Genomic DNA, 13,276 nt, shown 5'->3' with positions numbered 1-13,276 from the left:
CTCCGCCGGTCACTCAGGTGTTGATCAGCCGGCGGCCTTCTGCTGCTTGCCGGCAGCCTTCTTGGCTTCGCCATTCGAAGCGCTGCCGGACTCCGTCGCTTCCTTGTTTTTCTTCTCCAATTCGCCCATCGCGTTTCGCGCGAAGACCTGCTGCTCGGTGGACGCCATCTGAGCACGGCCACGCCCGAAGAACGTCACCGCCCACGACAACAGCGTCGAGGCACGGGAACGGAATCCGACGAGGTAGAGGAGGTGAATTGCCAGCCAGGCAACCCACCCGATGAAGCCGCTGATCTCGAGCTTGCCCATCTTGGCTACCGCGCTGAAGCGCGAGATCGTTGCCATACTGCCCTTGTCGAAGTACTTGAACGGAACTCGTTCCGACGGGGACTTGCCGTCCAGTGACGCTTTGATCTGCTTGGCCGCGTACTTGCCACCCTGCATGGCAACCTGAGCCAATCCGGGCAGCTTGTCGAGCGACATCATGTCGCCGATGACAAAGACGTTGGGGTGCCCGGGCAGAGACAAGTCGGGATTGACCATGACGCGGCCGGCGCGGTCGGTTTCTCCGCCGCTCTGTTCAGCGAGCTGCTTGCCGAGGGGGCTGGCCTGCACGCCGGCGGACCACACCTTGCACTGCGACTCGATACGGCGAAGCGTGCCGTCCTTCTCCTTGATGATGAGACCGTCGTTGTCCACGTCGGTGACCATCGCGTCGAGCTGGATCTCGACGCCGAGCTTCTCGAGCGTCTCGGCAGCCTTGCGGCTGAGCTTCCCGCCGTACACGGGCAACACGGCAGGGGCGCCGTCGAGGAGCACGACGCGCGCTTCACGAGGATCGATCTTGCGGAACGCGCCGTCCAGCGTTCGACGGGAAAGCTCGGCGATCTGCCCGGCCAACTCCACGCCGGTGGGGCCGGCGCCGACAACGACGAAGGTGAGCAAGCGCGCACGCTCGGCGGGATCGTCCGACAGTTCGGCCTGTTCGAAGGCCCCGAGGATTCGTCCGCGCAGTTCGAGGGCGTCGTCGATCGTTTTCATTCCGGGGGCGAACTCCGCGAACTGGTCGTTGCCGAAGTACGACTGACCGGCACCGGCTGCCACGATCAGACTGTCGAACGGCGTAACCGTGACGCGTTCGAGCAGGCGCGAGGTCACGGTCTGATTCTCGAGATCAATTGTCTCGACCTCACCGAGCAGTACCTGTGCGTTCTTCTGCTTGCGCAGCACCAGTCTCGTGGCGGGAGCGATGTCACCGACCGAGAGGATGCCGGTCGCAACCTGATAGAGGAGCGGCTGAAACAGATGGTGGGTTGTACGCGCGATCATCGTGATGTCGGCATCGGCTTTTTTGAGAGCCTGAGTGCCGAACAATCCTCCGAAGCCGGAACCGATCACCACTACGCGGTGGCGGTGCGGTTCAACCGACTGGATGCTCATTCCGTACTCCTCGAGTTCTAGGCGACAGTCCTACGGTAGTCCCACCGCGGCCGAGCTTCTCTGCGAGCAGTCCGACGCGCGCCGGTGTGTCCGAATCGATCAAGCGGCCTCGAGGGTGATCACTCCCGAGGTGATCGGCTTGGCCGGACCCCGGGGTGATCACCACTTTGTCGAGGTGTCAGCTACTGGCGGACGGACAAGATGAACAGTGCGATGCACCCGCCGACGAAAACCAGGATCGACAGGGCCACCGAGGCATACCCGACACCCACTCCAATTGCTGCCCAGTCCATGTGCCCAACCTCTCTTACGGTGCAATCCGGGATTCAGATCACATCTGCCTAGAGACATCACACCTCATCTGTCCCAACTTTCGAAACCCGGCACGCCCAACCGTTGACATGCAAGTAAATGCTTGCATATTGTGAAGTTGTGAACGACCGGATGAATGCAGCCTTCAAAGCACTGGCCGATCCCACACGAAGGCTTCTCCTGGACCGCTTGTTCGTAGCCAACGGTCAGTCGCTCGGCGAGCTGTGCGACAGCCTCGACATGAGTCGGCAAGCTGTCACTCAACACCTCACCATGCTCGAGGACGCCAATCTGATCAGCACGGTCCGACAGGGGAGGGCAAAGCTTCACTATCTCAATCCCGTTGCGCTCGAGGAGATTCGAGAGCGGTGGATCAACAAGTTCGAGGTACCGCGCCTTCGTGCGCTCAGTACCGTCAAAAGAATTGCGGAGGAAGCCATGACCGACAAGCCCAGTTTTGTGTACGTCACCTACATTGCGAGCACGGCGGACAACGTCTGGAAAGCGCTCACCGACGCACAGGCCACCGCAGAGTATTGGGGACACAGCAACGTCTCCGACTGGCAGCCGGGATCGACCTGGGAGCACCGCCGGATCGACGGTTCGAACATTGCCGATGTAGTCGGCACCGTAGTCGAGAGCAACCCTCCGTCGAGGTTGGTCACCACCTGGGCTGATCCGAACGGCGAACCGGGCGTCGACATCTCTCGGGTGAGTTTCGACATCGAAGCCTTCGGCGCGATCGTGCGACTGACCGTCAAGCACACCGATTTGGCGGACGAATCGGCTCGCATGGAGGTGGCCGGTGGATGGTCGGCGGTGTTGTCGAACCTGAAGTCCTACCTCGAAACCGGAAGCACTCTTCCGGTGGCGCCGTGGGAGATGCCGGCCGGCTGACGGTGATGGAACAGGACAAACGTGCTCCCTGTGCTGGAGGGAATTGTCGTACTCCCGTCCGAATTGCCGGCCCAGTCCAGTCTCAACTTCGCATAAGAACCAAATTTCGGCGGGTTCAGTCTGTAAAGTTGCCGGAAGGATGCTAGCGTTTTGCCCGACATCGAGTGAGGACGACCTCGTCTCGGACGCATGGGAGAAACACTATGGGCGACGACGCTTTTCAGAATGTTCCGGTTGATCGACGCAAGTTCGTCAAGACAGTTCTAGCGGCCTCGGCGGTAACTGTGCCCGTCGTGACGTCGATCAGCCTCGGTGGTGCGGCGCCGGCCTTCGCAGCCGGAGACACGCCGAATCTCTCCGGAGCGCCAAGTCGTGGCCAGCAGAACCCGAATCAACCAGGCGGCGAACAACCAGGCGGGAATCAGCCCGGTGGCCATACTCCGGGAGGGAACCAGCCGGGCGGAAACGAGCCGGGCAACCCCGGATCATCGGGAAGTTCGGGATCGTCAGGCAGTTCGGGTAGTTCCGGGAGTTCGGGATCGTCTGGAAGTTCCACAGGTTCCGGATCAACCGGTAGCTCTTCAGGTTCCGGTGGAACGACGACGGCTAAGCCGACCGGGCCGACTGTGCCGACGGAGCCGACCGTCCCGACTGTGCCAACCGTACCGACAGTGCCAACCACTCGCACCGAGCCGACCTTCCCGACCCCTCCGACCCAGCCGACGAATCCCACGGAACCTACGTAGCCGACACGACGCGACTGGTTCCGAGGGGGAACACCGACGATGACAGAGTTCGATGTCGCGCTACACCGCGCTCTGAAGAAGTTTCAGAGCGCGGGGTCGGTTCAGGTGAAGGAGACTCCACCGCACGGAGAACCGGCCGATCTGACTATCGCGATCGCGACCTACGACGATTTCGACGGCGCGTACTTCACGATCCACTCGATCTTGGTCCATCATCGCGAGGTTCTGGACAGAGTCGAATTCGTCTTGTTGGACAACAACCCCGAGGGGTTGCCGGCGCCGATGCTCGAATCGTTTGCGGGGTATATCGATCGGTTCCGCTACGTTCCGTTCACCGACGTTCGATCGACTGCGGTGCGGGACGTCCTGTTCCGCAAGGCAACAGGAAAGTACGTCCTGGTCCTCGACTCCCACGTGATCTTGGCACCGGGATCGTTGTCGGCGTTGCTGGCGTATTTCGATGCGGACCCGGAAACCGACGATCTGATCCAGGGACCGATGCTCTCCCAGGATTCCTCGCACATCGCGGCCACCCACATGGACCCCAAGTGGCGCAACGGGATGTTCGGCTCGTGGGGAGTTGATCCGCGAGCGAAGCAACACCCTGACGTGCCTTTCGAGATCGTCATGCAGGGCCTCGGCTCATTTGCCTGCAGGCGTGAGGCATGGCCGGGATTGAACTCGCACTTCACCGGATTCGGCGGTGAAGAGGGATACATCCACGAGAAGTTCCGGATCAACGGCGGAAAGGTCGTCTGCCTTCCGACATTTGGTTGGCACCATCGATTCGCGCGCCCGGCCGGTGTCCCGTATCGAATAAACTGGGAAGATCGTGTTCACAATTACCTGCTCGGTTGGAGTGAGGTCGGATGGGATCTCGACTCACTCCATCGTCAGTTCTCCAGGTACCTCGGTGATTCGTATCCCGAGATTCGTCGCCGTGCCGAGCTGAGCGTCCAGCGACCCGAGTTGGTCTTCGGTGGGGTGGTCGTTCTCAGCGACGACGGCCGAGTCGCTCCGTGGCGTTCATGCCTGGCGGAGGCCGAGTCGATCGAACTGACCGTTCACCGTGCCATTCCGGCGGAGGACGACGGTCCGGATGGGTGGAGGACGGTCTCTGCGTTCGTCGCCGGACTCGACAAGGCAATTCTGCTGGGCTGGAAGTCGGTGGTTTTTCTGGACGAGGCGCGCGTGATCGAACCCGCGGTTATGTACAAGCTACGGAACATCGTCGACGACCTCCCCGCCGAAGCCGATACGGCTGTCATCCACGCACACGGCGAAGATCTGGTCGGAGCTGCACTGATTGTTCGCGCGGCGACATACGGAACTTTGCGAGACGAACTCTCACGAAGGATCAACGGACCCGTGCCGTCCGACTTCTCACTGGCGGCTTATCTGCTCGAGCGAGGCGCAGTCGACGTTGTGCTCGATCGCCCACTGTCGCCTGTCCGAGTAGGGGGAGAACCCAACCCCGTTGTCGAGGATTCTCAGTCGGACCTCGGTGTTGCCGTCGTGAATCTCGATCTTGACATCGACAGATGGAAAGCGTCCTGGCATAGATTCATTCGCTTACCGCGCGTAACAGCGGTGGAAAGAGTGTCGGCTTTCGAGGACGCGATGAATCAGGACGCGGCCTTCACCGTCTCGTGGCGTCGTGCGCTCGCTCGGGCGACTGAGAAGGGCTGGGATTCGGTCCTCATCGCTGCTGACGACGTCAGTTTGCTGGATGCCGCCGCATCGATCCTTGGCCATGCCCGCGAAGAGTTGGATCACGGCGATTGGGATGTCGTCCACCTCGGACACGACCCGAAATCGAGGGACGGAGCTCTGCTCGACGGTTCGGCACTCTTGCGCACCAGTCCTGAGAACCGTGGAGTCCACGCCGTTCTCGTACATTCACGCGCCTTCGAGCGAATTCTCGACGAGATTGCGGATCCGGAGTCAGATCCCGAAGCATTCGGACAATGGGCGGGTCACTACCGAACTCTGGGCGACTACCTGGTGGATGCGAGTGCCGGGGGAGCGCTCACGTGCCTGACGCTGTCGCCCGGCATCGCCTCCACACGCAGCCTGATTCGTTCGGGCGCAATCGAATCCGAATACTCACGACGCTTCGCACTGTGAGACCACCACCAAAACGAAATCGGATTCGCTGAATCAAGGAGATATCTTGACCGAACTACTCGAAGGTGTGAGACCGCAACGCTCTCAGACGGTGGAGAGCAACGATCTCACCGACGGTGTTGTGCTGTACGACAGCTCCAGCGAGGTTGCCCATCACCTCAACCCGGTCGCGACGTTGGTGTGGGAACTGTGTGACGGCCGGACCGTCAGCGAAATTGTCCAGGCCGTGGCAGAAGTGCTCGAGATCCCTGACGACGAGGCGAAGTCGGTAGTCAACGAGACGTACGGACGGCTGAGCACCTCTCGTCTGCTGGTGTGAGAATTCCGTGACAGGCAACCACGTACCACAATTCCGGGCGCACTACCTTTGGGTTGACGCGATTGTGCGCGGTTTCCGCATACCCGAGGTCGGTGTCGTCGAGCATCGGATTGCCAGCCCGTGGCCTGCGGACAACAACGTCGAAGTTCGGATTCAGCGGAATCGAGCGACATTCGGTCGCTGGGACGTCACCATCGAATCGACCATCGGCGGCAGCCATGAAACGCTGATCGGTCTGGACGGTCTCCAGCTCGCGGAGAGCGTGTACCGCACGGTGCACCGGGATGTCATGACGGCCGCGCACGCCCGACAGTGGACACGCCTGCACGCCGCTCTGGTCGACTGCAACGGTGTGAGAGTGGCGATCGCCGGGCATTCAGGGGCGGGCAAGACCACCTTGGCGCTCGCCCTTGCCATGCGGGGTGCACAACTGCGTGCTGACGAAGGCGTCTTCATTCGTGGTACCGAAGCTGTGGGCTTACCGCGGCGGGTTCACCTCAAAGCCGGTACGTTCGACGTCCTCCCGGAGATCAAAGCGCACGATTCGCTGTATCTTCCGTACGCCCCGCCGGTGTGGGCGTTGGACCCGTCAACCTTGCCTTCTGAACGAAACGTCAGCTCGGCGGTTCGCGGAATCGACCTGGTGCTGATCCTCGATGGATGGGACGAGGGGCCGACTCGACTCGCTCCGATGCCCGTACCCCAAGCGATACAGTCGCTGGCCGAGCAATCCGCACTGTGGTCCGACAACCACAGATTGACCCTGAGAAACATCGCTGCTCTACTCTCGAATGCCCCGTGCTACAGACTGATTCGACATCACGGCGATACCGGCGCCGACACGGTGGAGGAACTGGTGGCGTCATGCGTGACACCCGGTACCTGATTTCCATGTTGAAACCCGAGTGTGGGGCCGACGTCATCCGCTTGTGTTCGCAGCAGGATTGGCCCAGAGTCATCGACGCCGCTGTAAGGCACAAGGTATTGCCGTTGCTCGCCTCCCGAGCGGTCGAGGCCGGCTTCGCATCGGTCCTACCTGCGAGCTTCGCGGAAATGCTGTCGGAATCCTCGGCCACCGCATCGAGTCCGGAATTGACGCTGAGCCTTGTCCATCACCGAAACACAATAAGGATCTCGGACCTCGACGCGCAACGAGTGGAACTGCAAGAGTTGTTACACAGCAACGGCTTTCCGACGGTTGCACTGAAGGGTGCCGCCCTTCTCGAGCGAAGAATCTGGCCGAACCCGGCAGCTCGACGGATGACGGACATCGACCTTTTGGTCGTCGACCCTGCACATGCCGTTCCGGCCAACGACGCGATCCTCGATTTCGGCTACCGAATGGTCCGCCCCGACGAAGTGGACTCCGACTCCATCGATCACGACGATCACCAGGAACCGGCACTCCTTCGCGACGACCGTCATGGCTCCGTCGAAATCCATTCGCACTTACTTCCGAGGTTCGCCCGTCACGCGCTGACCCGGGAGGCCGCGGTCCGAGGAATCAGCTCGGAGGCGGAAGGATCCCGCCTTGCGATGGCCGACGTGACGCTGCACGTCATCGCTCACGCGCGGCTTGCCGATCGGGCCTTGATTCGAGCCGATTTGTCGTTGAACAGTGTCTTCGACGTGGGGTACCTGCTCACTTCCGAACCGGAACTCGCTGTGACGCTCTCCAGACGCCAGTTGCCACGCGATGTCCGTCGGGCGGTGAACGTCCACTGGGCGGCGGTGGAATCGATCTTCGGCGTCAGTACCGGAATGACGACCTTCCCGGCGCGTTGGTGGTGGCGATGGACGCTGTGGTTGGCGGATCGCCCACGCCTGCACTCGCTCTACCGCGATCTGGTCATGGTGCCGCTCTTTCTCGACCGTGATCGGCTTTCCATCCGGGACGGGCGCGACCTACGTGGATGGGACTTGGCGCGCTCACGCGTGTCCCACTTCGTCCGTCGTGCGAGGACTGCCGTCGAAGATGCCGGGGGAGCGGCGTGAAAGTACTGATCACGGGCGGAGCGGGATTCATCGGAAGCACCGTCGCGTCGAAGTGCGTCGACGCCGGGATCGATGTCGTGATTCTCGACAACCTGCTGACCGGCCGCGCCGAATTTGCGCACAGATTCCCGTTCTACTGCGGCGACATCGCGGACGAGAAACTGCTCGACAAAGTATTCGCAGATCATTCCGATATCGATGCGACAGTTCACTGTGCGGCCTTGATCGTGGTCGGAGATTCCGTGAGTAACCCGGCGCGGTACTACGAGAACAACGTATCCAAGTCGCTGACGCTGGTATCGAGTGTCCTTCGGAACGGGTGTGAGCGCTTCTTGTTCAGTTCCTCTGCGGCGGTGTATGCGCCGAGCGACGGTGGGTGTGTCGACGAACGTTGGGGGATCGCACCGCAGAGTCCCTATGCGCACAGCAAGGCTCAGTTCGAAACGATGCTCGACGACATTGCGGCGGCCACTGAATTATCGGCGATATCTCTACGCTACTTCAACCCCGTCGGGGCAGATCCGGATCTGCGAAGTGGTACACCATCGGCACGCCCGACCCACGCACTCGGAAAGCTGTTCGAATCATATTCGACAGGAACGCCTTTCAGGGTTACGGGAACGGATTGGCCGACGCGCGACGGATCCGGAGTGCGTGACTACGTTCATGTCTGGGACCTTGCAGACGCTCATGTTCGAGCACTGAAAAGGTTCGACCGGGTCACCGCTGAATCATCACGCATGACTGTGGTCAATCTGGGCAGCGGACGGGGGACGACCGTGTGGGAGCTGGTACACACATTCGAGAACGTGCTCGGCGAAGATATCGACGTGGTCGCTGCCGGCCGACGCACCGGTGACACTGCCGGCGCTTACGCATCGAACGATCGTGCGTTGCGACTACTCGGGTGGGTTCCGACATTCACCCTGGAACAGGGGATCGAGGACACCGCGCGGTGGCTGGCAGTGCGGCCGCACCTGCTCAACTCGGTGTAGCCGAACGTCAGCCCGTAGGGTCGTCGTCAACGGTGATGTTGTTGCTACGTAGCCAGAAGGTGGCGTCCGGATCCCACCCGGCGAGCACAGTGGCCCCCGCGTTGGCCGACAACGGGATCGCGACACCTGGCGTGGTCAGATAAGCCATCATGGTCAGGTGCACGGCGTCGTAATCCGCGGACACCGAAACCCAGTCCGGAATGAACCAGTCACGGTATTCACCGGTCGTGTCGTACCACACGGAGCGACGTGAAGCGGGCACAGGCAGGGGATAGGTATCGACCAGATTCGCCCAGTCCTGCGGACCGGTGATCTCGTAGATGCGGGGCGCGCCGTAGATCCTTACCGGCTGCACCCGCGCCTCGTTCGAGGAGCTGTCTTCTTCGAGAATCACCCCGAGGGCCCCGATACCGTCGCGGGCCCTGGTTGTTTCGGTTGTGCCGTTGGCAAACGGGATAGACCACCATTCGCCTCCGATGTGACGGTCCGGATCTTCGATCTGGTATTCCAGAAACTGACGTTCGTTGTCGAGTGCCTCAGCACGCCACTGTTCGAGGCCGTCTTCTGTGCGGTAAATCCGCAAGGGTAGGTCCGACCAGCCGTAAATGGGGTTTCGCTTTTCAACCAGATTCTGGTTCAGAAGGTCAGCAGGCTCGGCCCACCAGGCAGTGCGTGGGGAGTCGAGTAGTGCTTCGGCAATCGGTCGCAGCGCCGCTGCGACATCCGGCCGGACAGAGATCAGGTCTTCTTCGTCCGGCGGCTCCCAGTAGCGTGCAAAATCTACGGCATACGCAAGACAGTGCAGAATCTCGAGTTCGGACATCTCGGCGATTGCCCGGATATCAACAGCGCCGAGAACTTCGAGCGCATGTTCCGGCGATTGAGGCCAGTGTCCACCGGAGTTGCTTGCGCTGGCGCGGCACGCGTGCCCGACGTTCGCACAGAAGCGACGGCCACGTGGTGAACCGAGGATGAGCGCAACGAAATCCATGTGGGTAAAGCTAGCGGACAGGCTGACGGGGGACGTCCGATTAACCGTTACTTGACATAATGTAGATTATCGGCAAATTCTCGACCTGGCGATATCCGGTTCACGCCTGGTTCGTGCAACCTTCTTTGTTTCCGCCCACCCATGTCTGTCTGCCGGTACATTTGCCGGCTTTCCTGCGTTTCCGTCCGAGATCTGCGACCGGCTTGCACGACTCGACTATTGCGACTCCGCGATCGCCGGCTGAATTACTACCGATCACCGCCGGGCCTCGCCGGCGACTGCGGCTACGCCGCGCGACCTGGACGTCAGGAACGACCAATAAGTGCTCTGATGTGGATTGATGCCGATAAACACGTCTCACCGACTTCCGGCTACCCCACCTCAATTCGTCACTGTGACGTATTACGGTTGACGGGCTGGAGGCGAGTTCAGTTCCATTGTCATCGCCACGGACTACTATCGCCGCATGTGTTGTATTCGACCGGCCGCTTCTCATGGTCAGTGGCCGCGATGAGCGACACACCCAAGGTCGTGCATCGCTGGCTCGCAGTGCCAGACCAGTTTGACCGATTCACGCGATTCTTGCGCGACAACGGAATTCTCATGCCGACTCGGATAGGCATCGGCGTATTGGTTTTCCTCCTGGGTATCACGATTCTGCTGAAGCGACTGGGCACTCATTCGGTACAGACCATCGGATTTCCGTTGGACGTCGTCGTCGCAGTGCTTGTGATGATCGGCGGAATTGCCCTGCCTGTCGTAGCAACCACCCGTGAAAGGTCGTATTTCTTCGTAGTTGCCGGGGACTTCGCTGTTGCGGTGATCGTGCTGGCTGAGGCGAATCCGGATCAGAGATTGCTTGGATGTCTCGTCTTCGGGCTCGTCGGCTCGTACATAGCCTTCTTTCACAATCTTCGAACTCAGCTGTGGCACCTGCTGTTTTCCGGGGCGGTCATCGTTGTCGCCAGCATCGGCGTGTTCACCGATGTACCTTCTGGCCTTCCAGACGTCCTGGGGCGCATTGCCTTTGCCATTCCTGTCATCACTGTCATACCGGTGGTCACGCAGATTGCTCTGGCGCTTCTGAGCAACGACGCTCAAAGCTCAGAACTCGATCCGTTGACGGACCTGCTGAATCGGCGCGGACTCGCACGGCGGACTTCCGAACTACTGCAAGCGAAATCCAGCCTCGACCAGTCCTTGCTGGTCGTGGTGATCGACATCGACAATTTCAAACACTTCAACGACACCTACGGTCACGACGTCGGCGACCGAGTCATACTGCGCACGGCCTATCGACTACACGACTGGGCCAGATCGGACGCGGCGATAGCGCGCATCGGCGGTGACGAGTTCGTCGTCGTTCAGATGATGCCGTTGCCGTACGTCGGCGATCTACTGGCCCGGATCGCGCCCATCATGAACTCCCCTACAGGCGAACCAATCTCGACGACCAGCATCGGCATAGCCATCCACAACGGCGCCTGGCCGGACGTACACGCAGCAGAAAGTGGCGTTCACGATCTACATCGCCTCGCCGATTCGGCGATGTACGAAAGCAAGAGAATGGGTGGAAATCACGTCCACTCCATCGTTCTCACCGATCAACAGCTACAACAGCCACAACAGTCAGGCGGTCGTTCAGTCCTCTGAATCGTCGATCAGATGCATCGCGGCTTCCTCTGCCGACGCTGCGCCGCCGTCGATTCCGACGTCTCCGGCAATGAGTTCACTTTCCTCGTCCTCGTATCTGCCCTCGTCTTCGGCAACGAGACGCCCGACGCGACGGTTACCCACTTCGTCACCGTTCGGGAATTCTTCTTCCCGTTCGAATTCGTCGGCATCGGCGGGATCCTTCAAAGGATCTCCGAGCGACGCGTACGGATCGGGTTCTTCTTCGGCCAGGCGCTCGTCGAGGGTCTCCCCCGCTGATTCCTCGCTGCCGGTCAACCCGTGGGCATCAAGTCCCAGTGGGCGTTCCGGTGGTGAGATTCCCTCGTCGAGAATGTCGTCGACGCCTCGATCGATCAGAGTGTCTTCAGGTTGAAGCTGGTCGTCGGGATCGAGACTGTAATCGCCATTGCCGGCCGCGCCGGTGTCATCCGTGTCGCTCATACGATCAACGATGCCACGGGCACACCGAGTTGGCCATGTGCCGCGCCTGCTCGATACATCACTCCGGAGACATTCAGCACGAACGCGGGGCCGGCACTCCGTCGAATCGGTCCTGTAGGTACTCGAATGCGGTGGGCAGACCGAGGACCGCAGTGGTGAGGTGGTCCGGGCTGGGGAACAGTTGGGATTGAATCGTGGCTCCGGCGGCGCAGTACCGCGAAATCGTGTTGACCACCGAATCGATGGGGATCAGAACGTCGTCGGGCGTGTGCCATTCGAACACCGGGGCAGTCGGCACACCCGGATAGAGTTCGACGCTGTTGTCGTCCATCACCTTTCGCACTTCAGGGCTGGACAGCAAGGATGTCGACGTCGACACCTGAGAGGCACTGCGCCCGGCACCGACCCTGAGGATGTCGTTGGTGCACGCGTTGGTGAGTTCGGCCCGCATCGACCGTCCGAGGTCGTTGAGTTGGTTGCTCAGCGGCAGTAGGTCGGGATACTCGCGTTCGAGGCCCATGGCTGCGGCGAAGGCGAGGCCGAATGCCGGGTGCGGATCCTGTCCGAGGCCGTTTGCCATCTTGGACAGATTCATCGGGACGCCGCCCTCGGCTACACCGACGAGGTTGACCTCGGGTGCGTAGCTCGGGGCCAGTGCGGCCGCCCACGCGGTGGCCATGCCGCCGCCGGAGTAGCCGGCAATACCCACAGGGCTGGCGCCACTACGCAATTCGGGGACTTTCTGAACGGCGCGGATACCGTCGAGCGTGATCTGTCCGCCCAGGCGCGCGGCGCCGTACGCACTGTTGGGTCCGAGATGGTCGGGAAGGGCAATGGTCCATCCACGTTGCAGCGCGACGTTGAGGATGGGCGCTTCACGGATGACGATGTTGGGATCCGATGCGTAAAGCGCGCGAGATGGCGCACATCCCGTACCGAGTGCATTGACGATGTGCTGATACGAGAGCAACGGGCCGTCTTGTGCTTGATTCGGCGGGACCAGGATCGTGCTGACCGCGGCAATAGGCTTGTTCTCTGAGTTCGTGGACCTGTAACTGACCTGCCAGATCGCGACGCCGGGAAAGGTCATCAGGTCAGGGGCCCGGCGCACGGAGATCGGCGTGCCGGCGGTCCCCTCGGCAGCTGCTTGCGAGTAGAACGGGTCCGGGTCCGGTGCCGGATATGCGGGATCGGCCTGTGCAGTCCCCCCGGAGAGCAGTGCGGCAGTCAGTGCAGCGGCAGTCAGCATCGATCCGGTAAACACGCGTGTGGTTCGCAGTTTCAACGTTTTCCCCTCGTCCGGACCCACCCGGGGTCCATCACCCTGTGTGTTTCACTC

At 61.1% G+C, this 13,276-nt stretch carries 12 protein-coding genes; 7 read left to right on the top strand and 5 right to left on the bottom strand.

Features of this window, described 5'->3' with window-relative positions; translation table 11 throughout:
- Positions 1-24: 24 nt before the first annotated feature.
- Positions 25-1,440 carry an NAD(P)/FAD-dependent oxidoreductase gene (locus tag QM609_RS17185; RefSeq protein WP_283337319.1) on the bottom strand — a complete coding sequence of 472 codons (1,416 nt, stop codon included), beginning with the start codon at positions 1,438-1,440 and terminating at the stop codon, positions 25-27.
- 411 nt (positions 1,441-1,851) lie between these two features.
- On the opposite strand from QM609_RS17185, the gene QM609_RS17180 reads away from it, so the two are divergent.
- Positions 1,852-2,649, top strand: coding sequence for an ArsR/SmtB family transcription factor (locus QM609_RS17180; RefSeq protein WP_081604857.1), 798 nt, complete (start codon positions 1,852-1,854; stop codon positions 2,647-2,649).
- A gap of 421 nt (positions 2,650-3,070) precedes the next feature.
- Here the strand turns inward: QM609_RS17180 and QM609_RS17175 are convergent, their stop codons facing one another.
- Positions 3,071-3,382 (bottom strand): hypothetical protein, encoded by a 312-nt coding sequence (locus tag QM609_RS17175; RefSeq protein WP_007732085.1) that lies wholly within the window; start codon positions 3,380-3,382, stop codon positions 3,071-3,073.
- Positions 3,383-3,434: 52 nt separating this feature from the next.
- On the opposite strand from QM609_RS17175, the gene QM609_RS17170 reads away from it, so the two are divergent.
- From QM609_RS17170 to galE, 5 genes are read left to right on the top strand one after another with little or no spacing between them, the layout of a single operon-like run.
- Positions 3,435-5,522 (top strand): glycosyltransferase, encoded by a 2,088-nt coding sequence (locus QM609_RS17170; RefSeq protein WP_076948443.1) that lies wholly within the window; start codon positions 3,435-3,437, stop codon positions 5,520-5,522.
- Positions 5,523-5,568: 46 nt separating this feature from the next.
- Positions 5,569-5,841 carry a PqqD family protein gene (locus QM609_RS17165; protein ID WP_042919772.1) on the top strand — a complete coding sequence of 91 codons (273 nt, stop codon included), beginning with the start codon at positions 5,569-5,571 and terminating at the stop codon, positions 5,839-5,841.
- Between the two features lie 7 nt (positions 5,842-5,848).
- Positions 5,849-6,727, top strand: a complete 879-nt coding sequence (locus tag QM609_RS17160) for a hypothetical protein (RefSeq protein ID WP_228232702.1) — start codon at positions 5,849-5,851, stop codon at positions 6,725-6,727.
- On the top strand, positions 6,706-7,836 hold the full coding sequence (locus QM609_RS17155; RefSeq protein ID WP_042919771.1) for a nucleotidyltransferase family protein: 1,131 nt from the start codon (positions 6,706-6,708) through the stop codon (positions 7,834-7,836). The genes QM609_RS17160 and QM609_RS17155 overlap by 22 nt, the downstream gene beginning before the upstream one ends.
- The gene (gene galE, locus QM609_RS17150; RefSeq protein WP_042919769.1) at positions 7,833-8,831 is read left to right on the top strand and encodes a UDP-glucose 4-epimerase GalE; all 999 of its coding nucleotides are present in this window, start codon (positions 7,833-7,835) and stop codon (positions 8,829-8,831) included. Before QM609_RS17155 ends, galE begins: the two co-directional genes overlap by 4 nt.
- A 7-nt stretch (positions 8,832-8,838) precedes the next feature.
- Here galE and QM609_RS17145 read toward each other — a convergent pair whose 3' ends face one another.
- Entirely contained in the window at positions 8,839-9,822 is a 984-nt protein-coding gene (locus QM609_RS17145) for a hypothetical protein (protein WP_283337318.1), read from the bottom strand.
- Positions 9,823-10,425: 603 nt separating this feature from the next.
- On the opposite strand from QM609_RS17145, the gene QM609_RS17140 reads away from it, so the two are divergent.
- Positions 10,426-11,475, top strand: a complete 1,050-nt coding sequence (locus QM609_RS17140) for a GGDEF domain-containing protein (RefSeq protein ID WP_231915093.1) — start codon at positions 10,426-10,428, stop codon at positions 11,473-11,475.
- Here QM609_RS17140 and QM609_RS17135 read toward each other — a convergent pair.
- Both QM609_RS17135 and QM609_RS17130 read right to left on the bottom strand, forming a co-directional pair.
- Positions 11,464-11,937, bottom strand: a complete 474-nt coding sequence (locus QM609_RS17135) for a DUF5709 domain-containing protein (RefSeq protein WP_003945009.1) — start codon at positions 11,935-11,937, stop codon at positions 11,464-11,466. The genes QM609_RS17140 and QM609_RS17135 overlap by 12 nt on opposite strands.
- Before the next feature lie 73 nt (positions 11,938-12,010).
- On the bottom strand, positions 12,011-13,186 hold the full coding sequence (locus tag QM609_RS17130; protein WP_054827626.1) for a lipase family protein: 1,176 nt from the start codon (positions 13,184-13,186) through the stop codon (positions 12,011-12,013).
- Between the last annotated feature and the right edge of the window lie 90 nt (positions 13,187-13,276).

Origin of the sequence: Rhodococcus sp. IEGM 1302, assembly GCF_030056935.1 — a bacterium.
Lineage (GTDB): Bacteria > Actinomycetota > Actinomycetes > Mycobacteriales > Mycobacteriaceae > Rhodococcus_F > Rhodococcus_F qingshengii.
The sequence above is the reverse complement of the archived record's forward strand: the minus strand, read 5'-3'. Positions and strand labels throughout refer to the sequence as shown.